A 21,599-nucleotide genomic window follows, 5' to 3' on the forward strand; every position below is an offset into this window, starting at 1 on the left:
TATGGGAGATTTTTTACGAAAAACAAATATCAGGTTAATTATCAATGTACTTTCCCACGAAACTGGTCATCTTATAGCTAATATTTTACTAAACAATGTTCAACCTGAACCAAAGGTTGAGAATATTGTAATTTCTTGGGATGATTTTTATAAAAAGCCATGGGGACGAATTGAATACTCAATTAGAGAAGGAGTAAATCATTGGATATTTCCAAGAGATGAATTTTTATGTTATCATACAATATTATCACTGTATTCTGGTTGTATATGGGAAAAATTTACAAATTGTATTTTTCATAATTCAGAATTATCTGTTAGTAACGTTCAAAATTGTTATCAAGGCTCTGGCTCTAGTGACGCCAAAACTGTTGGTATTATTAATAGAAAATATCTGAGCATGGAGCTAACTAAAGAATTTGCTGAAAAAGAAATAATAGAATCCTATGTAGACCTATTGAATGGTTTATCTAAGGAAGAAAAACAATTAATCTATGACTTTTTTAAGAAAATTTCAGATGAAATCGAAGTTTGTCTATTTGATGGGAGAGAACTAAAAGAATATAATTTAACAAACGAACAACTTGAAAATTTAAGAACTTTTATTTCACTCAATTTCACCTCAGTTTATGAAGAAAAATTAACTGAAATTTTAGATAAAATTTCAGTTAAACTCAAAAATTGTATTGAATCAAAATCTAAGTAAATTCATTACAAAATATACTAAATAGGATACTAATTATTTACAAACACCTATAAACAAGATATTATCTGCTTTCTGTATAGAGAAATAAATACTTTTCTTTGGTATTATGATTACTTTTTTGAGATAATATAATTATCCTGAAATTATAAGCTATATGCCATAGCAAGTAAATGTGTTGTATGGTGGCAATAATCGTAATATAAAACTTAAAAACTCTTATACTTCTTTATATCTAAACTTCATTCAAATAAACTATTATTTTCAAGAAGATTATGCTGAAGTTTTATTATTTTTAATGTCAGATTAAACTTCACTTATATTAAATAGTACTCATGATAGATAAAAGTACAATAGAAAAACTTCTAAAATTTCGTGATGAGCGTGATTGGGAACAATTTCATAACTCAAAAGATTTAGCATTAGCCTTATCTATTGAAGCTTCTGAGCTTTTAGAAGTATTTTTATGGAAAAATAATGAAGATTTTAATAAAGATAAATTAGAAGAAGAACTAGCCGACGTATTCATGTATGGTTTACTTCTTGCCAATAAAAATAATATAGACATCAATAGTATTATTTTAAAAAAACTACAAAGAAACAACGAAAAATATCCTGTAGATAAGGCAAAAGGGAAATCGAATAAGTACGATGAATTGTAATACCAAAAATGAAGAATTTTACAATTACTGAGGAGTACGATTTTGATCACCTCACAGAAACTAAAATAAACAACAATCACAAAGACTACTTATCCTGGCCGATAGTTTATTTTTTGAAAAATAAAAATACCAAATCTGCCTATGTAGGAGAAACCACAAATGTATTAACCAGAATTAATACTCACCTAAAATCAGAAGAAAAGAAACAGCTTTCATCAGTAAATCTTATTTTAAGCGATCTATTCCATAAATCGGCCACATTAGATTTGGAATCCAATCTGATCAAATATATTTCAGCTGATGGACAATACTCCTTACAAAATGGTAATCTCGGAATTTCCAATCATCAATATTATGAAAAGAAAGTATATTGGGATTTATTCAAAGATATTTGGGACGAACTAAGACAGATAGGCATAACCCGACATTCTCTGGACTTTATTAATAATTCAGACCTTTTTAAATATTCTCCTTACAAATCTCTTTCTAAAGAACAGATAAAAGGATTGAAAATGATTTTGAATTGTTTGCTGGATGAAAATGCCAAAGTAAGTCTTATTCATGGAGGAGCCGGGACGGGTAAATCTATTTTGGCCATTTTCTTATTTAAGTTATTGAAAACAGACTTAGAAGATTTCAACTATGCGGACTTTGATGAAGATGATGAAGAGCTTTTCTCTTTATTAAAAGAGGTTAAAAAGAAATTTAAAGATTTAAATATGGCACTGGTGATCCCTATGGCGTCATTCAGAAAAACCATTTCTAATGTATTTAAAAATGTAAATGGTTTATCAGGAAAAATGGTAATAGGACCTTCAGATTTAGCCAATAATAAATATGATCTTATTATAGTTGATGAAGGACATCGTCTGAGGAGACGGGTTAACTTGGGTTCATATTTTGGAACATTTGATAAGAATTGTGAAAAACTGGGTTTAGATAAATCTACCTCATCCGAACTAGATTGGGTTATTTTACAAAGTAATACATCAATTATTTTTTACGACCAATATCAATCTATAAAACCATCTGATACCACTAGAGATAGTTTCAAGAAATTGGAATTAGAGCCTTATACGCGTATTGAAAAATTAAAAACTCAACTTCGGGTTCGTGGAGGGAATGAATATATAAAATTAGTTCATAAAATTTTTGATGAACCTCAATCTCTTCCTTCGAAAGTCCATAAAACTAATGACTACGAATTCTATCTTTTTGATGACTTATCCCAAATGATTGATAGAATAAAAAAGAAAGATGAATTTCATGGTTTATCAAGAATGGTAGCAGGATATGCTTGGGAATGGGTATCAAATAAAGATTCTGAAGCTTATGATATTGTTATTGGTGAAAATCAGTTGAAATGGAACAGTGTTTCCGTAGACTGGATCAATTCTGCCAATTCTCTTAATGAAATAGGATGTATTCATACAACACAAGGATATGACCTGAATTACACCGGTGTTATTATAGGGCCTGAATTAGACTACGATTTTGCGTCTGGAAAATTTATTGTTGAGAAACAAAAATACAAGGATAAAAACGGTAAAAATTCTATTCTGAACGAAGAAGAATTATTAGATTTCATCATCAACATCTATAAAACAATACTACAACGTGGAATCCAAGGAACATATGTTTACGTTTGTAACGATAATCTAAGACGTTTTCTTAAACAATTTATACAACCTTTTACTTCATCTACACAACAGAATTCAATACAAATTTCAGATATTCCTTCCGAAAATTCAATTCCATTCTATAACCTTAATATTGCTGCGGGATCCTTTTCCGAATTACAGGAATTAGAGAATATAAAATACATAGAATTAGATGACATAAATAATAAAGATGATTATTTTGCATGCACTGTAATAGGTGAATCAATGAATAAAATTATACCTAATGGTAGCATCTGTTTATTTAAAAAATATTCCGGAGGTTCACGTAATGGCTTAATCACATTAGTTGAAGGAAGAAATATTACCGATATTGAATTTGGCAGCAACTATACTATTAAAGAATATTCCAGCAAAAAAGTAACAGATGAAGAAGGCTGGCGTCATGAGGAAATAATCTTATTACCAAAATCAAATGATCTCAGTTTCAAACCAATTACTCTTAGAGATGAGGAAACAATTGACTTTAATGTTTTAGGTATTTTTGTCAAAATATTGAAATAATGCACAGGTGATTTTAAAGGTCTAAAACATAAGAAATACTACTTTATTCGAGCAGTATCTTTTAATATAAGACTATTTAAATTATTATTTATTAACTGCTACTTCAATTCTCTTTTGGATAAAATCAACAAAATAATAAATCATTGAAAATTTAATAGCCAGCTCTCAAAGCCCAAATTTCTTCATATTGGCAAATACTAATATCCTTTCGATTTTTTATGGAACGACACTAAATACGAAAAATTATATTCAACTTTTTAATATCGGATTATATGACAAAAATTATATAATTCCATAATTCTTTTAAACAAAAATGTTTTACATTTGAACCACTCAGTGAGTAGAAATGAAAATTGTAACTAAACTTAATAATTCTGATTACGCCGTTATAGCAAAATTATTTTCTCCAGTTTATTTTGATCACTTGGCTAATCAAAATGAAAAAGAAATAGGATTTCTTATAGATAGTTTTAAAAACTATTGTAAGGATGTCGACTGCTTTACCTTAAGAAGTGCCTATTCGCATTTTTATAAACTACTATTAAAGAATTATAAAAATGAATATGTTTTTAAAAATTTAATATTTAAAGATTTAATACTTAAAAATCATAATATATATGATTGTGTTTCAATTCCAGAATTTAATGTTGGGTTATCAAAAGCTGACTTAGCAGTTTTTAATGGAACATCAACAGTTTATGAAATAAAATCTGATAAAGATTCGACTGAAAGACTCTCTTCTCAAATTTCTGATTATCAAAATTTTTTTGAATATCTGAACGTTGTTATTTCCGAAAAACATCTTAAAAAAGTTAAATCAATAATCCCACAACAGACTGGCATATTATTAATTTCAGGAACTGGTAGAATAGACATTTATAGAGAAGCTAAAAGTAATTTGGACAATTTAACACATAGAACTCTTTTCAATTCTCTTAGAAAAAATGAATATCTTTCAATAATTAAAAAACAATATGGAATTGCTCTAGATTTGCCGAATACCAAAATATTTACAGAATGTTTTAATCTATTCACAGAAATAGATATACAAGAAGCACATTTTCATGTTGTGGAAACTCTCAAATTAAGAACTTTTAAAAAGGAGCAGGTAGAGTTAATAAAAAAATCCCCAGATAGTTTAAAAAGTATTTCTCTGGGAAAAAGATATAACAAAAAAAATTGTGAAAATATTTTAATGCTTTTAGATAAAATTTACTAACAAATTAATTAAAATTTTATATATTAGGAAAATCAATTATAAAATTTTAATAGTTATGTATTTTCCATTTATGTTTGCAAAGCAAAATGAGGCATCTGCAATTGTAGAACTTGACAGTTCTTTATTTCAAAAAATAACACCTGTATTTATGCCTAATAATACTGGTTCATCGAAGAAAAACATTCAAAAGATTATAAAAAAAAATATCAATTTTATTTTAGTCGTTAATTTTCAAAAAAAGGGATTTCCGACGCAAAAAGATATTCAAGATAACTTTATCGACGATATATTGAAAGATTATAGTAAGTTTTCACTCGCATACATTGTGGATAACACTACTAAAAATGAACACATTGACGCTTTTATATCTTCAAATCAGAAACTAGAAAAGTCTCTAATTTTTAAAGAAGATTATATTGATGAACCATATATTAAAGGTCTAAAACTAAAATATAATTTCTATATTCTTCCAAAAGTAGGCTTAACTTTTGCTGCTAATACTTCTAATAAAAATTCCGTTCTTGTTTTTGATGGATTTGATAAACAAGTCAGAAACTCCGATTATCCTACAAAAAGTTATTTTTCTGATCTACATTACACATACCCAAACCTTGCTTCAGTTGGTTTTGGAGACTTCACTATAACTGGAAAAGATCCTCAAGAAGGAGGATCAACTCCATTAGCAGTAGCATTACATTTAACAAAAATTGACGGAAACAAAGCTTATGTGTATCATTTTGTATCTGACACACAGGACAAAACTAAAGATGTAGCAGGTAAGTTTTTTGAATCCTTAAATGGTTTGATTAAATTTGTGAAAGCAAATAAAGGGTACAGTTCCAATGGAATTTCAGACTTTGAAAAATATCATTCAAATAGTCATTTTCCAGGTTTAGGAGTTTGTAAAAGAATGTCTATGAAACATCATTTAGAAATTCTACACAATGAAATTTAATAATTAAAAGACTACGACACTTTTTCAAGTGAGTTTACCTTTTATAGGCTCATTTATTTTAAAACTAAAATGTAACAATTAAACGCTTTATCAAATGAAAATAATATAATTCTTTCTTATAGAAAAAGGTCCAGCACCTATGCTGAACCTTTTTTATTATATTAACAATTATTTTTATCAATCAGTTTTTCCAGCCTTGCCATCATTTCGTCTTTCTCCTTTAGCATGCGCTCATAAAGTTCCATTTTTTCTTCATGAAGTTGAATAATCTTCTCAATAGGATTGTTATTATTTACAATAACTCCTATTGCATTATCATTAACCGTAGTCACAGTATTTGAAATAATATTCACTACCTGTTGTTCATCAAAATTCTGGATGGCTTCCACAGGAATTTTCAGGACTTCGGCTATTTGTTGCAAAAGAGAGTCTTCAATCACTTCTTTCTGTTCCAGGAGAGAAACTTTCTTTTGGTTCCAGTCGCCACCAATATCAAAAGCCAAAGCCTCCTGCTTTATGCCCAGCATTTCTCTAAAGCGTTTCACATTGCGACCCTGATGTATTTTGTGTTCCATGGCAAGTACCTTTTATAATGAGGTTAAATATAAAAAAATATCTATAAAAACACGCCCTAAAAACCAATAATTAAATCTTTATTTTTTTCATTAAAATAGCTTTTACGGTTTAGCGTATCCATATATACAATATTTTATTATATATTTGATTAATTTAATACCAAAAACACAAGAAGTATGAGAAAAAAATTACTCTACACCTCACTATGGGGAATACTTACTTTATCCTTGCTATCATCTTGCCGAACCGAAGATGGGCTTACTCAAAAACAATTAGAAGACAAACGTTTTGCAGTCTTTGTTCCTAAATCAGGAGAGACAATTAATTATGCCAATGGCTTTGAGTTTCTGATGAAGAGATATGACGAGATAAAAAAAACTAACATTTCAGGCATTAACAACTCAATAAAAAATAATCTCAATGCAAGCTCTGATAAGGGCTCACTTTTATTTCAAAATAAAGGAAGCTATGTAGAATTTAAAGTTCGCTCCCAAGTTGTTACCGAAGAAAATGGTGAAAAATGGGTGATATTTCCAAAAGTAGAAAATAACCAGGTAATAGGTTTAATTATGTCTACACTTAAAGAGAAAGAAACATTAATTGCTTTTGACGAAATTAAAAATAGCAGTGAGTATTACAAGCAGCTCTTGCCATTATTTCAGGAAGCCTTTAACAGATATAATAGAAGAAAAACTTCTTTAGCTTTAAGTGCTGGTATTAAACCTATGGCAATAGGTGGAGAAGGAGCAGAGCCAGGAGGAAGTGATACTGATTGTGGAGATGATGTGCAAAAGTGTGGGAAGATTGAAGAAGTAATTGTTCCGGGGAAACCAAAACAACCTGTAACTCCTCCAACAGTACCAATAGGAGTATCATCATGTTGGGATATAGCTAACTGTCCTATAGATCCTGGTTCTGAAGGAGGAGGAGGCGGTGGTGGCGGTAGCCCTACTTGGTCAAATAACTTATTATTGTTTTCTAAAAAGCCAGCAGGAGAGAAAATTACTAATATTAAAGATTATCTTAAATGCTTGGACTTATCTCAAGGAGCTACAGTTACATTGTATGTTGATCAGCCAACTCCTAATACGACAAGTACTTGGTCTGGACCAGTAACTGATCCTAATGTAGGACATACATTTATATCTATTACTCAAGCTGGTACTACTAGATTCATGGGATTTTATCCTTCAACGAGTATAAGTCCTTTTTCTAACCCTCCTGCTGCTACAGGAATGTATGTAAATGACCAAGGGCATAAATATAATGTAAGTATTACTTCAACTATTAGTGCAACTCAATTAAATAATATCGTTGGATATATAAATTCAATGTCTTCCACAACCTATAACTTGAATACCTATAATTGCACAAATTTTGGTATAGATGCACTAGCTAAAGCTGGTATTTCTCTACCTAAAACATCTGGAAATTGGCCTGGTGGTGGAGGGTCTAACCCTGGTAATTTAGGTCAAGATTTAAGAAACCTGAATAATTCTTCTGTACAAAAGAATACTTCTGGCGGAAATGCTCCTAAAAATACAGGAAATTGTAATTAAATAATTAAATAAAATGAAAAATAAAATAATTATAGGATTTATTATGTTATTCAGCACTTTATCAATAATAAGCTGTGTAAGCAAGCAAGACAATGAGAATATAGATATTATAAAAAGTTTTTTATATCAAGTAAAAAAGCAAGATCTAAGTTCTCGTAAGATTATAGACACTTTTATGATGGAAAACCCAAGCTCTGATTATTTAAAAGCCCAAGAGTTTTATGTTCCTGAATTCAGGAAAGAATTAAAGGGAATGGATATAGAAGCTTTAAGAATAGTTCCTTATTCTAAAATCAATAAAAAACATCAGACTATTATAAATGAAGATATAGATGTAAAAGATGTTTATGGAGTATTAAAAGAAGATTCTGTCTTTCATTTCATTTTAATGGATAAAAAAAGAATTAAGTCATTTTCAACTATTAGATTTGGTGATGATACAGCAAAAAGAACTTTTGTGTTCTAAGTATTAAAAGTAAATTAATATGATCCCCCCGACTAACCTCGGGGTTTTCTTTTTAGTTTATCTTTTGGAATAACAAATATCAGTTTACTAAATAGGATACTAATTATTTATAAACACTTATAAATAGGATTTTATCTACTTTCTGTATTGGGAAATAACTTCCAACAATAAAATAAAAAAGCCAATATTTTCTATCTACATTCTTTACATGCTACTCTATTTCATTATCAGTTTCCAAAATTCACAAAATGCGGAATTTCTGTGGCAAAACTATTCATTGGTAAAAGATTATTCCGGTTACTGTTAAAATCAAAGACCGAATTATTATCAAAAGGAACACGGGGATAATAGGTAAACGAAATCTGAATCCTGTTGAAAACCAGAAAAGGATTATTAATCAAAACTCCGATTCCTATCTTAGTATTTGTTTTTGTACTCAGCAATTTATCATCAGGCATACCCAGCCATCCGGCTGCCACCGTCAGATAAGGGCTGAAATGGAAATTCTTCCATGTCTTATCAATAAATAGCTGAAGCTGATATCTTAAAACCAGTTTTTTAGTTCCGATATAATCTGAGTTGTACACAGGAAATTCATCCGGAGATGAAAGATTAATCCTGTCAATGTAAGAATAATTATGCTGTGGATTTCCCAATGCTAAAGTTGGAGAAAAGAAATGCCTTACTTTGGCAAATTTCCAGTCTATAAGGTTAGTAAAATAAGTACCATCCAAACGGAAGGACTCACGGTTTCGGCTATTCTCATTAAAAAATCTTCCAAACTGTGCTTTCAGAGTGAAATACCCAAGCTTTGTAAAACTTCCATAAGATGCAGAAATACCCACATAAGGCTTAACATTATTACTTCGCGATAAGGCGCCGCCAGTAAAATTTACTGAATTGCCATAGGCAATATCCTCCGGCAGGTCATATTGGAAAATATTCCTCTGCACCGAGAAATTTCTACGGATAAATCCTACAGACATCAGAAAACTGTTGTAAGAATTAAAATATTTGTATTTATCAATTTCGGGACTGTCTTTGTATTGGTAATTCTGAAACCTTCCTATCACCGCAATATTACTCGATACTTTTTCGCTTGTACCTGATGAAACAGGAATTTGATACCCTCCCCACAGATCCTGGCTGTAAGCTTTGATCTGAACCTCCGGATAAGTAGTATCCGTTTCTATGGGAAGTAAAACATTCCTCATAAAATAGTCGAAGCTAAAACCTCCTGCCCATTTTGTAAGAGGTGAAAAGAAATCTCTTCTGACATTGAAATTGATTCTTTCATTTCTCGAAAAATCACGTTCGCCCAGAATCTGGGCATTGATATAAGAACCGAAAAGATTGTATGCGGTATAGCTTCCTAAAACATAATTCTGTCTTTCTTTGGAATCATTTCTATAAAGGAAGTCAAATGTATGCCCCAATCCCAATACATTTTCCTCTGTCACACCCAACCCAATTTTACTGCCGGAATAACTCATTCTTGGCTTCAGGCTCCAAGAATCAAGAACTTTAACAACTACATCAATAGAATCTTTACCGGAATCACCATCAGAAACACTGATATTAACTCTGTTGATGAAAGGCATCCTTCTCAGCAAACGTTCGGATTCGTAGAGCTTCTGAGCATTGTATTCCTCGCCTTCTTTAAAAAGTAAATAATTATTAACTGTAGAATTTCTTGTTGTGGAGTGAAGATGATGTGTCAACCAATCATACCATTTCAATTTTTCTTTATTGTCTTTTGAGCCATATCCAAAGGGATCTATGGTTTCTATTAGTATATTTCTGATATATTTTTTGTTATAGGTTTCCTGAGACAGCTTTTCTGTCCGTGACTTCACGGAAGTAGAATCTGCCTCCCTTCGGAATATGAGACGATGGAAAAATTTGGTAACTTTTCTCTGATCCGAAAATTCTTCTATTTTATAATAAAGCGAATCTTTCTTTTCCTGTGCTTTTAAAGAGAAAAAACCACATAAAAAGAAAATTAAAACTATAATCGACTTGTTCATTAATAATCAAAAATTCAATGAGATTCTTATCATCAATTTATAAGCCAATAAGCATTAAACAAATGATAATGTATTTTAGTGGAAAAAATTAAATATAAGGAAATTTTTGATCTGATTCTTTTTAAAACAGATGAAATATTACATAAACCACAGGATGTTAGAATTCTAACCATAAATATCTTTATACTCTTTACCATCTGCTATACATGAAAATGTATAGCTAGCCAACTTTTAATAATTCAAAAATTAATGAATACCCAGTAAAAAATTATTGATATGGCAAAATTTTTATTATTTTAAGTTTTTCTTTATCTTCGACTACGGAACCGAGCAGGAAACTCCTTTTAGTTCCGCATTAACACTATTGCACTGAATATGAAATTATACCCAATCCTTTTAGGGATCAGTCTGCTCCCTTTCGCTGTATGGGGTCAAAAAATGGTTGCTCCCGGTAGCCCGGACATTAATACAAAGTACATAAAACCCGAAAAATCGCTTTACACCGTATATTATGTCAAGGATAATAATTGGGATAAACAAGGATCATTGATCTATGATGTCACCTCAACGGGCAATGAGTTGACCTTAAAAAATGCCTTCACCCCCAAAGACAATTCCAGGGTCAATGTTCGGACAAGTGTTGTGGATCCCCAGACACTAAAATCCATCAGTTATGTTGGTGACGAAAAGAAAACAAAACTAAATCTCAACTTTGGTGAGACCATCACAGGTAATTATTATTCCAAAGAAACCAAAAAAGATAAAAAGGTAAATTTTCGTCCTACCGAAGCATTTATTGACTTCAACTGGACGGATCTGATGATCGGAACACTTCCTTTGGATGTTGGCTATAAAGCCCGAATCCCACAATTCTATTATAATGATGGTTCCAATGTTCATGTAGAATACTACACCATTAAGGAAGTAAAAAGCTACAGTTACAATTCTCCAAAAACGGGTAAACATGCAACTTGGCTGGTCACCTTACTGGAAGAAAGCACCAATGCTATCTATAATTTTGTTATTGACAAAAAAGACAGAAGACTGTGGCAACGTGAAATGTCCATGAGCAAAGGCATGTGGGAGATTACAGTCAACGAGGAACTAGACTACCAACCAATCAAAAATAAATTCAACAAGGATCAGGCGATTCGGCAGATCTCCAATGGTAACAGTGTAGTTATCGGTACCGCCTTTGCAAGGTCGCGTTCCGGAAAAAAATTGGGAGGTCTGGTGAACACGGCAAAAAAACAATATGCCCCAAAAGGGACTGAAATTCTGCTTTTCCCTAATTCTGCTTATTACGATGAATGGCTCGATGTCAATAAAAAAATCCGAAAAGAAAAGAAAGTTGCTGAAGTGCCATTGGATCCAGATTTTGGACACTCCATCAAGCGGACCAGAACCTATGACGATGAAGGGCACTTTGAGTTTGCCGACCTAATGCCCGGTAACTATATCATTATGACCAGCTTCGATTTTACCAATTCTTACAATTATTCGTATGTATCCGGTTATACAAACTATTACAACTATTGGGGTTATGCAGGTTCCACAACCAATTACGGTACCGGCAGATCATCTTATACAGATAAAGCCAATATCGAAAAACGGATCACTATTGATAAAGATGGTGAAAAAAAAGAAGTGAATTTAAAGGAAATGTAATCAAAATAATAAGAACTCATATAGAGTAGCTACATTGTGCAAATATTGGTTAACCAGTACTTTGCTCACAATAGCTACTCTAAATATCTTTATCTTACAAAAAATACTTCATAAGATTGAATATCCTACTCCTTCACCAGCTCAATGGGATTTTCTTCTTTTTGAAAACTCATTTTACCACTTTTAAAAAATTCTTTTATGTTGACTTCCTGACCATTGACTACCACTTTATTAATTCTGTCAGGATCTATTCCTTTTTCGCGAAGATGTAAAAGCGGATCCTTCACATTATCCTGATATAATTTATTATACTTCTTAGCCGGTATTTCTATATACTGCTGATCGGATTTTTCAAACATAATAAAAACATCAGAAGTCTTTACCAACTCCATTTTATGTTGCTGTTTGTCATCAGATATTTTCAGAATCAATCCCGGCAATCCATAAAATTTATAAGGTCCGTCTGAAATCGGTATTTCATTTGTAAACCATGCTGTCCATTTGCGTCCCGCAAAAAATGTGGAAGCTTTTTGAACATTGTAGCCCTCATAAACCGACTTCTCCTGAAGCACCTCCCATTTCAGAGGTCTCTCTTCTTTTATTTTATAATATCCACCTACTAGATCCGTATACATATCGGTTGTCGGATTCGCGTATTGTTTTTCAATAAAAGTTTTATAATATGTTTTCTGAGATATTAGCATATTATTTTTTCTCATCTTCTGCAATACGGAATCACGTTTATATTCTTCGTATTTGTAGTAGAAAGATCCTTTTGGCGAAACATCCAGATAAGTAACATCTTCTATTTTAGCATCCGGTTTTAATGAGTCTTTCAAGTAAGAATGTTTATAGACAAAACGGGCATTTTGTCCTGATAATACTATAAAAGCACAAAATAAGAATGCATATTTTAGCATGTTTTTGAATTTTAATATTGAGTGATTTGTCATAAAATTCCTTAGGTTGGTTTTTAAGTTCTATTGGTGAGTAATAATGGCCTTTATAACTATCATAAATAATGATTGACATATTTTATGATTAGCTATTTCGCTAAGTTATTCAAAAAAAGCAAATGCATATATATTTTCCCTTAAAATAAAATTTACGATTTATTTTATTCATTGAAAGTATTGTAATTCAATTTAAAAATAAAAATCAATTATGAAGCACCCCGAAGCCCTCTATTATTTTGATTTTAAAAGTTTCTCCATTTAATTTCTTTATTACTTTTACTATTATCTTTTCATGGTAATTTTCTTTGCTGTTATCAATTTTAAAGTAATGCCTAATCATGCAGTCAGTTATTATAAAACCGAAAAATGGGATTCTCAGAAAATATATACAAATGAAATTGCTGTAAACAAAAAAACTGACCTGGATCTACAACAAAAATTAAAATTGAATGATTTTTACAATTTTAGAAATCCGGAATTCATTTCTTTTGCTAAAAAAAATTAAATGAAAATTCAAATCGTTTTACTATTCCTTCTCTTATCTGTTTTTGGCTATGTAAATGCACAAACACAATGCAACTGCAATGATGCCTTACAGAAAATAATTCTTAAAATCGAAAGTGAATATCCTGGCTTTGACATCAAAACAAAGGACAAATTACTTTACAACAGCGTCAAAGAAAGCTCAACAAAATTAGCGCTGGAAAATAAAAATCCTTCCGAATGTCTGGATATTCTGAAAGCCTATATAGGATTTTTCAAGGACAGACATATCGGGGTTTTACCTAATGAATATCTATCTCAACAGAACACCACTTCAAAAACGACTGAAATAAAGACTTCAAAACCAGCGAATATAGACCTGAAAAGATTCAAAAAAGATATTCTTACGAAACCTAATCAATTTGAAGGTATCTGGAAAGATGATAATTATGAGATTGGCGTAAAAAAGGTAAATCAGAATGAATATATTGGTTTCATCATCAAAGCAGATCCTAAGTACTGGAAACCTAACGAGATTAAGTTCAGATTATTTGCAGACGGAACTTGTGAATATTACATGCAGGACCGCTCTGTACAAAAAGGAAAATATAAAATCTATGATGCCAGTATTTTATTTTTTGATGCCTTAAAATCTTCTTTTACAAAACAATTACCTGCTGCTACTTTAAACCAGGAAGAGATAAAAGATAAGATCAATGAGATTAACGGTTTTTATGTAAAAAAGCTTACACCCAGAACAACCCTCATAAAGCTACCAAACTTCAGCGAAGTATTTTTGGAGGCTATTGAAGCAATGCTGGAAAAAAATAAAAAACTTATCGAAAATTCAGAGTTTCTGATTATAGATGTAAGAGACAATAGTGGCGGCACTGATAATGCTTATAGTTCTATACTATCCTACATCAGCACAAATCCTATAAGATCTGTTGGCGTAGAGTATTTGTCTTCAGAAAGCTTCATTCGCAATTCTCAAAAATATTTACAGGGACTTGAAAAGGATTCTATCAAGAATAAAGATAGGATTGATAATCTAAGAAAGAGAATTGTCCTATTAAAAGAGAATTTAGGCAAATATGTAAACTTCAGTGATAAGAAAGTCAATATAGAAAACATAAATTATGCTCCCAAAAGTCCTTCGCAGATTGTAGTACTGGCAAATAATCGTACAGCGAGTGCAGCAGAGAATTTTCTTTTAAGAACAAAGCAAAGCAAGAAAGTTAAGATTATGGGTATACCATCCTCCGGGGTTCTGGATTATGCCAATGCTATGTTTTTCGAATATGGGTGTGATAATTACAAACTCCTGATGCCAACGTACCGTTCATTCCGATTACCAGATTATCCGATTGACAACATCGGTGTTCAGCCTGATATTTATCTTGATACAAGCGTTTCGGACTGGGTGAAATACGCAGTTGATTATCTGGAAAATTAATTGTTATAAAACAATACAGAATTATAACTGAAGCCTTTGCAGAGTTACGACAGGCAGGTATCAGTACAGATCACATAATCATTTAGCAAATCAGTAATAACCGGTATTCACCATCGTTTTCGACAGGAGCACGGTGCACACATGGTAAGACTTTTTGTTCCGGGTGATCTACTGCCAAGCGCCAAAGATGTCCCAATCCTAAATTAACAGGTTGGGCATTTGGTTCAGCCTGATAATGCAAATCAAAATAATTCTCCTTTAAAAAATCTTCAAATTCTGATTCCGGTCCGTCGTGTAATTCTTTCAGCTTTTCACGAACTTCCGGAATCAGGATTTTTTGTATTACCTGGTCATTGGAAACAATATCGCTAGCAGCACCATAATAAGTGCATAAAAAAGTATCAGTACCAATTGGTGAACGATCCACATGCCAGGAATAGACATCGGTTGAAATAAAATCAAACTCATCGTCCCGTTCATAGCGTTTCAGCAAATTAAGAGAAGGCGATGCTCCGAAATTGGTTAATAATTGCAGGTCTTTGAGTATAATTTCTCTGGCAGCACTCCCCTTTCCCGATAATTGCAATGCTAAAAGATCTTCAATGGAAACCTCTGTAATATTCTCTTTTAACTGAAGCTGAGTTACGATCTCTTTAAAATCTCCGTCTAAATTTCTGTGCCAGCAAAGCGCATTGGTATTTCCCTGAAAATCGGTATTTACCAATTCAGAAAATGTAGCAACTATTCCAACCTGATTGTTATCGGAAAATCTGTTGTTCATGTTTTTAAGTAAAAGTGTCTGATTGTTTTATGCTGTGCAAAAGTACGAAACAGATCTCAGGATAGATATAAAATTTCAGCACTTCAAATACCAGATAATGCGTATATTAGTTATTCTGTTGGTTGACAAACAATATACAAATGAAAAAATATACCTTCTTTCTGGCCTTTGTTCTACTGAGTTTTTGTATCTCGTGTAAGGATATTGGCAAACCAGTAAATAAACAAAAATCAGGTTCTTACTTTGTCGATTCCAAAGGAAAAATAGTCTATTGCCAAAACGGTAATTGGTTTAGTCTGGGTGTATTACCGATGAATGCTGATGCAAAGTCTTTTCAGGTTCTGACAGAAGATATAGCCAAAGACAAAGATTCCGTATACTTTCGTAGTATGGCGCAAAAGCTGGTAGACAAAAATTCCTTTTATGTCGACAATCAGATTCCGAAAGATCGTCTTCATGTTTATTATATCGATCAGGTTTTAGGCTTTGGTATTATTAAAGGAGCAGATCCCAAAACATATGAACTGGTAAAAGACCATATAAACTGGGCTCGCGACAAGGATCATTACTTCTATGCAGACCGTATGATAAATGCAGACCGGAATACTTTTGCATTCGTCAATGATTATTTTCTGAAAGACAAAGACTCTGTCTATGTTTCACCTAACATCGGAAAGTTTAAGTCAATCCTGCCTAATCCCGGAAATGTTGAAACTATAAACAAACAATACATAAGAATAGGGAATACCATCTATTTCCCGTCTTTTCGTCAAGACTCGGAAGTCGTAACAAATTCATTTGATAAAATTGACAAGATCAGAATCATTAATCAGGATATTATTGGCATAAATAATAACACTATATTATCCAGAGGCAAAAAGTTTAAATATGATCAAGTTGATGCTGATTCCTTTCAATTATTTCCTATTGATAAAAAAAATAGTGCATATGCAGACAATCCGTATTCAAAAGACAAAAACAATGTATATTACAATGAGGAAATAATTCCGGATGCAGATGTAAAGTCATTTATACTCATGGATAATAATTTCGGAAAAGATGCAAAAAATGTCTATTATAAAAACCAACTACTAAAGGGTGTGGATGCGCCAAGCTTTAAGAAAGAAGGTGATTTTTATAAAGACAAATCAGGAAATAAATTTAGCGTTCTGACAGGAAAGAAACTCTAAAATTTCGCAATACTCTGTTTCCTATTTTATTTCCCGTTGTTGCAGGTTGAAAAACATTCCAGGCCGATTTATTATGCCAAAATCTATTGTTAAAATACTTCATCGTTTAATTCACTGGAAAAATAGAGAATAGGTATTTTTAAATACTGCACATACCGGATAATGTGTATATTAGTTATCCTGTTGTTTCACAAATAATATATAAATGAAAAAATACACCTTCTTTCTGGCTTGTATTATACTCAGCTTTTGTACTTCTTGCAAGGATATTGGTAAACTGGTTGATCAAAAAAAATCGCGTTCCTACTTTATTGATTCCAAAGGAAAAATACTTTATTCTTCATCTGGTGACTGGTTTACTTCGGGGGTATCACCTATGAATGCTGATGCAAAATCGTTTCAAGTTCTGGCAGAAGATTTAGCTAAAGATAAAGATTCTGTATACTACTGTGGAAAGGCTCAAGATCTGGTGGTAGATATACCCTCTTTTCATTTAAAAAACAACATCATGAAAGATCGCTTTCATGTATTTTATAATTTTAGCGGGAGCATTTATTCAATTACAGGAGCAGATCCTAAAACGTATGAACTCATAAACAACCATAAGGAATGGACACGGGACAAAAACCATTATTTTTACGATGGGACTATGGTGTCTGCTGACCGGAAAACTTTTGCATTCGTCAATGATTATTTTCATAAGGATAAAGATTCGGTTTATGTCTTATATAACACCAGACACTTCAAGTCAGTACTGCCTAATAAGGCAAATATTGAGTCTATTAACAAATATTACATAAAAGCAGGAAACACCATCTATTACCCGCCTTTTGGAAAAGATTCAAACGCCGTAGCGAAAACATTTAATTCTTTAGATAATATCAGGATTATTAATCCAAGTATTATTAGTATAAACAATAAAACTATACTATCCTCGGGTAAAAATTTTAAATATGATCAGGTTGATGCCGGTTCCTTTCAACTATTTCCAGCCGATGAAGACAAGTATACCTATGAAAGCAGCTCTTATTCAAAGGATAAGAACAATGTTTATTATGACGAGGAAGTTATTCCGGCTGCCGATACCAAGACATTTATAATCATGGGTGATTATTTCGGAAAAGATGCAAAAAACGCCTATTATAAAAACCAATTACTAAAAGGTGTGGATGCACAAAGCTTTAAGAAAGAAGGTGATTTTTATAAAGACAAATCAGGAAATAAATTTAACGCTATAGGAGGAAATAAAATTTAATAATTGTGATAGCTGCTATTAACCCCTGATAGAGCCACCCATTCAATATCATTTCAATATTTATTTAGAATGATTTAAAATAAAATTGTAAAATAATTCACTTTTCCTTTATTTTGCATTTTTATTTATAATAGTTTTAAATAAGGTTAATAATGATGCAATGTAATGAAGACCTGTTCTTTCAAAATCAAACTAAATCCTTTGATATAAAGGGATTACAACACAAAAAAAACACAATCCAAAATATAATTACAGACAGAATACAGCCGTTTCTGATTATACTTTTTTCTGTATTAAGCCTGATAGGAGTTGATGCCCAAACTATACAGGGATCACTAACCGGAAAAGTAACAATGGTAGATGGTGAACCTCTGACGTCTATTTCTGTTTCTTTACTCGGCACAGACAGACAAACCCTTACAGACGATGCGGGTATATACAAATTCGGAAATCTGAATACTGGCCAGTATATTATAAAACTGCAAATATTAGGCTCGAAAGAAGTTCGCCTTCCTGTTGAAGTGAAAGCCGGAGAAAATACACAACTGGACTATCAGCTGACCAAGGAAAATATTATGGCCATACAGGAGGTGGTTATTATGAAAAACACCAACCGCTTTTCTAAAAAGGAAAGTGTTTATGTCGCCAGGCTTCCTCTAAAAAATATGGAGAATCCACAGGTATACAACACTGTTACAAAAGAGCTATTTCAGGAACAGGTAGCAGTAGACCTGGGAAGCATTTCGAAAAATGTTCCTGGTGCCGGAGTTCCTATGATTGCCAATCAGGGAAGAGTAACATTTCGTTCAAGAGGATTTGAAACCGAACCCAATGCCCGTAACGGTGTAGCCGGAGCGGCATTTTCAGTAATTGACCCGGTAAATCTGGAACGTATAGAAGCCATAAAGGGACCTTCTGCAACATTATTCGGGAAAAGTGTAGCCAGCAGCTATGGTGGTGTATACAACCGTGTCACTAAAAAACCTTACAATGATTTTGGCGGTGAAGTAGGTTATATAGGTGGAAGCTGGAATTATAACCGATTGACACTGGATGTTAACACTCCTGTTAACAAAGACCGTACAGCCCTTTTCCGATTGAATGCTGCCGGCACCTACGAGAAGAGTTTTCAGGATCTTGGGTTTACCAATTCTTTAGCCATTGCGCCAAGTTTCTCTTACCAGATAACAGACCGTATGTCGCTTCTTTTGGATGTTGAATTTAATCAGGCAAAGGGAACTTCCGTAGTACGCTTTAACCCTTATACAGGGAGTAATAAAACACAGTCTATTGCCGACATGAAGTTTCCATATTATAAAAATTTCCTGAGCGATGATCTTGCCTATGAAACACAGATGATGAATATTTTTGCACAGCTGAATTATAAAATCTCTGATAAATGGACTTCCCAAACAATTATATCACGTGCCAGATCCACTATTAATGGTTACATATCCGCCATTAACGGAAAAACCGACTCTACTGCAAGTGCGCAGGTAATGGTAGGCACAACTTCTTTTATTGCTACCAATATTCAGCAGAATTTCATTGGTGACTTTCATATCGGACGCTTCAGAAACAGAATGGTCGTAGGATTGGATTATTACAACAATTCTAATCATTTTGACCGTTATCATACCAATACCAAGACATTTAATTTTGTTCATCCGTCTGCTGACTTCAGGGTAAACCGTAATACAATCGATGCATTAACAGCCACTTCTGCTGTCAGAAAAGAGAATAATGGTGACAATACCTACGCTGTTTATGTATCGGATGTGTTCAATATTACCGATCAGCTTATGGTAATGGCCAGCTTGCGGGTAGACAGATTTCAGTTTAAGGGGGTCTATGATATCACTACCGGCGAGATAAAAGGTGGATTAAGCAATAGCGGTGTACAAGCTGGTCCATACGGACAGACTGCATTCTCACCAAAACTTGGAATTGTCTATGAAGTACTTAAAAATAAGCTTTCACTTTTCGGGAATTATATGAATGGCTTTAACAATGTAAGTGGTGTTGATATTAACGGCAATTCTTTCAGACCTGAGTATGCCAATCAACTGGAATTTGGAGTAAAAACAGATCTTTTCAACCACAGACTTGTGGGAACACTAAGCTATTATAACATCCGTGTGGACAACGTACTAAGAACAAATCCTGATGACATTAATTATTCCATACAGGATGGTACACAGCTGAGCAAGGGAATGGAAGCCGAAATAACAGTTAATCCTTTTGACGGGTTAAATATTGTTGCCGGCTATGCTTATAATGACAGTAAATACTCCAAAGCCAATCCTGCTGTTAATGGACTTAGACCTGCATTATCAGGACCTACAAATATGTTCAATTACTGGATAAGCTACCGAATCCCTCAGGGAAAGCTAAAAGGGTTAGGAATAGGTACTGGTGCCAATATGGGTTCTTCTTCTTATCAAACAAATACACAAACTGCGAAAGTAATTATACCTTCGTATAAAATGTTTGATATTGGTATTTTCTACGATCAGCCAAAATACAGAGTCGGACTTAAATTCGATAATATCACGAATGAAAAAGCATGGTCGGTACGCTTAACACCACAGGCTCCGGCCCGTTTTCTGGGAAGTGTCTCTCTAAAGTTCTAATCTTAAAAAATTATAACAATATAAAACCCGGATTTATGAGTCCGGGTTTTATATTGGTTATATGTAACACGAATTCTTAATTAATCCACAAACAATAATTATTGCGATAGCGTATTTTACCATAGGCTTTCCCACCAAAAGTCCCGGGTGTATTATCATACCAGTCTTGCCGTATTACATAAAGCCCGGATATTGTCGGCTTGAAAACAGCAGGGTGTTTATCATCCACCTGAATATTCTTTTCCCAGTTTTCTGGATTAAATATGCGTAACGATGTTCCTTTATCAGCAGGTTTCATATTACGATAAGGAAAAATGGTATAAATGCCATTCTGCTTCTGCAGAATAATATCCATAAACTGAGTGGGCAATACCTGAGTATCCGGAATATTGCCAACACGATAGGAGCTGCATAAAAAATCTACAGGCCGGATATTTTCCTGTGAATTTGCGGAACGTACCAGAACCGGTAACTTATCGTTTATGCCATAAATTCTATAGCTTCCCTCTTCCTTCGGAGTAAAAGTTCCTTCCCAGCAATCCGCGTTCGACTTTATGCTGATATTTAATTTCTCCCCTTTATCATTAAGGATAAAAACCTGAAAATTCTGAATTTCTTTATATTCGGAACCTGTTGTACGATGCCGCACGCTAAGATCATCAATATGACCATAGCATAACTGTATTTTTACAGGATCGTTCAACTTTCCGGTTCCATGTACTTCCATCCAGTATGCACTTGCTTTAGTCAGTTGGGGAAATAAAAAAGTGTTTAACAATAGCAGACACCAAAAAAACTTTATCGGGAGTTTATACATTTTATCAATTATT

General features: G+C 32.7%; 17 protein-coding genes. 12 read left to right on the forward strand and 5 right to left on the reverse strand.

Annotation, left to right across the window (positions count from 1 at the left end; all coding sequences use genetic code 11):
• Position 1: 1 nt before the first annotated feature.
• The 5 genes from AYC65_RS12165 to AYC65_RS12185 all read left to right on the forward strand — a co-directional run bounded on the left by AYC65_RS12165 (position 2) and on the right by AYC65_RS12185 (position 5,719).
• Complete coding sequence (locus AYC65_RS12165) at positions 2 to 703, forward strand: hypothetical protein (RefSeq protein ID WP_059333898.1); 702 nt, start codon at positions 2 to 4, stop codon at positions 701 to 703.
• Between the two features lie 332 nt (positions 704 to 1,035).
• On the forward strand, positions 1,036 to 1,362 hold the full coding sequence (locus AYC65_RS12170; RefSeq protein WP_059333899.1) for a nucleotide pyrophosphohydrolase: 327 nt from the start codon (positions 1,036 to 1,038) through the stop codon (positions 1,360 to 1,362).
• A gap of 8 nt (positions 1,363 to 1,370) precedes the next feature.
• On the forward strand, positions 1,371 to 3,545 hold the full coding sequence (locus AYC65_RS12175) for a DNA/RNA helicase domain-containing protein (protein ID WP_034870762.1): 2,175 nt from the start codon (positions 1,371 to 1,373) through the stop codon (positions 3,543 to 3,545).
• Between the two features lie 346 nt (positions 3,546 to 3,891).
• Complete coding sequence (locus AYC65_RS12180; protein WP_059333900.1) at positions 3,892 to 4,764, forward strand: sce7726 family protein; 873 nt, start codon at positions 3,892 to 3,894, stop codon at positions 4,762 to 4,764.
• A 55-nt stretch (positions 4,765 to 4,819) separates the two neighbouring features.
• Positions 4,820 to 5,719 carry a sce7725 family protein gene (locus AYC65_RS12185; RefSeq protein WP_078674580.1) on the forward strand — a complete coding sequence of 300 codons (900 nt, stop codon included), beginning with the start codon at positions 4,820 to 4,822 and terminating at the stop codon, positions 5,717 to 5,719.
• A 161-nt stretch (positions 5,720 to 5,880) separates the two neighbouring features.
• Here the strand turns inward: AYC65_RS12185 and AYC65_RS12190 are convergent, their stop codons facing one another.
• On the reverse strand, positions 5,881 to 6,294 hold the full coding sequence (locus tag AYC65_RS12190) for a helix-turn-helix domain-containing protein (protein WP_034870935.1): 414 nt from the start codon (positions 6,292 to 6,294) through the stop codon (positions 5,881 to 5,883).
• Positions 6,295 to 6,471: 177 nt separating this feature from the next.
• Between AYC65_RS12190 and AYC65_RS21080 the strand changes: the two genes are divergently transcribed.
• Together AYC65_RS21080 and AYC65_RS12200 are read left to right on the forward strand one after the other, a co-directional pair.
• Positions 6,472 to 7,854, forward strand: coding sequence for a hypothetical protein (locus tag AYC65_RS21080; protein WP_234300325.1), 1,383 nt, complete (start codon positions 6,472 to 6,474; stop codon positions 7,852 to 7,854).
• Positions 7,855 to 7,867: 13 nt separating this feature from the next.
• Positions 7,868 to 8,320, forward strand: coding sequence for a hypothetical protein (locus AYC65_RS12200; RefSeq protein ID WP_034870934.1), 453 nt, complete (start codon positions 7,868 to 7,870; stop codon positions 8,318 to 8,320).
• A gap of 227 nt (positions 8,321 to 8,547) precedes the next feature.
• Here the strand turns inward: AYC65_RS12200 and AYC65_RS12205 are convergent, their stop codons facing one another.
• Positions 8,548 to 10,347 carry a POTRA domain-containing protein gene (locus tag AYC65_RS12205; protein ID WP_034870933.1) on the reverse strand — a complete coding sequence of 600 codons (1,800 nt, stop codon included), beginning with the start codon at positions 10,345 to 10,347 and terminating at the stop codon, positions 8,548 to 8,550.
• Between the two features lie 375 nt (positions 10,348 to 10,722).
• Between AYC65_RS12205 and AYC65_RS12210 the strand changes: the two genes are divergently transcribed.
• Entirely contained in the window at positions 10,723 to 12,015 is a 1,293-nt protein-coding gene (locus AYC65_RS12210) for a DUF3108 domain-containing protein (protein WP_034870932.1), read from the forward strand.
• A gap of 125 nt (positions 12,016 to 12,140) precedes the next feature.
• On the opposite strand, the gene AYC65_RS12215 is transcribed toward AYC65_RS12210, so the two are convergent.
• Positions 12,141 to 12,935, reverse strand: a complete 795-nt coding sequence (locus tag AYC65_RS12215; protein WP_034870931.1) for a GLPGLI family protein — start codon at positions 12,933 to 12,935, stop codon at positions 12,141 to 12,143.
• A 541-nt stretch (positions 12,936 to 13,476) separates the two neighbouring features.
• Between AYC65_RS12215 and AYC65_RS21085 the strand changes: the two genes are divergently transcribed.
• Positions 13,477 to 14,910 carry a S41 family peptidase gene (locus tag AYC65_RS21085; protein WP_234300327.1) on the forward strand — a complete coding sequence of 478 codons (1,434 nt, stop codon included), beginning with the start codon at positions 13,477 to 13,479 and terminating at the stop codon, positions 14,908 to 14,910.
• An 82-nt stretch (positions 14,911 to 14,992) separates the two neighbouring features.
• Here the strand turns inward: AYC65_RS21085 and AYC65_RS12225 are convergent, their stop codons facing one another.
• Complete coding sequence (locus tag AYC65_RS12225; RefSeq protein ID WP_034870930.1) at positions 14,993 to 15,691, reverse strand: hypothetical protein; 699 nt, start codon at positions 15,689 to 15,691, stop codon at positions 14,993 to 14,995.
• Between the two features lie 140 nt (positions 15,692 to 15,831).
• On the opposite strand from AYC65_RS12225, the gene AYC65_RS12230 reads away from it, so the two are divergent.
• The 3 genes from AYC65_RS12230 to AYC65_RS12240 all read left to right on the forward strand — a co-directional run bounded on the left by AYC65_RS12230 (position 15,832) and on the right by AYC65_RS12240 (position 20,769).
• Positions 15,832 to 16,881, forward strand: coding sequence for a DKNYY domain-containing protein (locus tag AYC65_RS12230; protein ID WP_034870929.1), 1,050 nt, complete (start codon positions 15,832 to 15,834; stop codon positions 16,879 to 16,881).
• Between the two features lie 205 nt (positions 16,882 to 17,086).
• The gene (locus AYC65_RS12235) at positions 17,087 to 18,136 is read left to right on the forward strand and encodes a DKNYY domain-containing protein (protein ID WP_185097697.1); all 1,050 of its coding nucleotides are present in this window, start codon (positions 17,087 to 17,089) and stop codon (positions 18,134 to 18,136) included.
• Between the two features lie 152 nt (positions 18,137 to 18,288).
• Positions 18,289 to 20,769, forward strand: coding sequence for a TonB-dependent receptor (locus tag AYC65_RS12240; protein WP_052114764.1), 2,481 nt, complete (start codon positions 18,289 to 18,291; stop codon positions 20,767 to 20,769).
• A gap of 76 nt (positions 20,770 to 20,845) precedes the next feature.
• On the opposite strand, the gene AYC65_RS12245 is transcribed toward AYC65_RS12240, so the two are convergent.
• Positions 20,846 to 21,586: a hypothetical protein gene (locus tag AYC65_RS12245; protein WP_131828164.1), complete on the reverse strand. Its 741-nt coding sequence runs from the start codon at positions 21,584 to 21,586 to the stop codon at positions 20,846 to 20,848.
• Between the last annotated feature and the right edge of the window lie 13 nt (positions 21,587 to 21,599).

Source organism: Elizabethkingia bruuniana, from assembly GCF_002024805.1.
In the GTDB taxonomy this organism is placed as follows: Bacteria; Bacteroidota; Bacteroidia; order Flavobacteriales; family Weeksellaceae; genus Elizabethkingia; species Elizabethkingia bruuniana.

Coding starts and splice junctions, on each gene's coding strand:
- AYC65_RS12240 (WP_052114764.1), top strand. CDS start 18,289: ATGATGCAATGTAATGAAGACCTGTTCTTTCAAAATCAAACTAAATCC.
- AYC65_RS21085 (WP_234300327.1), top strand. CDS start 13,477: ATGAAAATTCAAATCGTTTTACTATTCCTTCTCTTATCTGTTTTTGGC.
- AYC65_RS12175 (WP_034870762.1), top strand. CDS start 1,371: ATGAAGAATTTTACAATTACTGAGGAGTACGATTTTGATCACCTCACA.
- AYC65_RS21080 (WP_234300325.1), top strand. CDS start 6,472: ATGAGAAAAAAATTACTCTACACCTCACTATGGGGAATACTTACTTTA.
- AYC65_RS12170 (WP_059333899.1), top strand. CDS start 1,036: ATGATAGATAAAAGTACAATAGAAAAACTTCTAAAATTTCGTGATGAG.
- AYC65_RS12165 (WP_059333898.1), top strand. CDS start 2: ATGGGAGATTTTTTACGAAAAACAAATATCAGGTTAATTATCAATGTA.
- AYC65_RS12180 (WP_059333900.1), top strand. CDS start 3,892: ATGAAAATTGTAACTAAACTTAATAATTCTGATTACGCCGTTATAGCA.
- AYC65_RS12225 (WP_034870930.1), bottom strand. CDS start 15,691: ATGAACAACAGATTTTCCGATAACAATCAGGTTGGAATAGTTGCTACA.
- AYC65_RS12205 (WP_034870933.1), bottom strand. CDS start 10,347: ATGAACAAGTCGATTATAGTTTTAATTTTCTTTTTATGTGGTTTTTTC.
- AYC65_RS12245 (WP_131828164.1), bottom strand. CDS start 21,586: ATGTATAAACTCCCGATAAAGTTTTTTTGGTGTCTGCTATTGTTAAAC.
- AYC65_RS12215 (WP_034870931.1), bottom strand. CDS start 12,935: ATGCTAAAATATGCATTCTTATTTTGTGCTTTTATAGTATTATCAGGA.
- AYC65_RS12185 (WP_078674580.1), top strand. CDS start 4,820: ATGTATTTTCCATTTATGTTTGCAAAGCAAAATGAGGCATCTGCAATT.
- AYC65_RS12235 (WP_185097697.1), top strand. CDS start 17,087: ATGAAAAAATACACCTTCTTTCTGGCTTGTATTATACTCAGCTTTTGT.
- AYC65_RS12210 (WP_034870932.1), top strand. CDS start 10,723: ATGAAATTATACCCAATCCTTTTAGGGATCAGTCTGCTCCCTTTCGCT.
- AYC65_RS12230 (WP_034870929.1), top strand. CDS start 15,832: ATGAAAAAATATACCTTCTTTCTGGCCTTTGTTCTACTGAGTTTTTGT.
- AYC65_RS12190 (WP_034870935.1), bottom strand. CDS start 6,294: ATGGAACACAAAATACATCAGGGTCGCAATGTGAAACGCTTTAGAGAA.
- AYC65_RS12200 (WP_034870934.1), top strand. CDS start 7,868: ATGAAAAATAAAATAATTATAGGATTTATTATGTTATTCAGCACTTTA.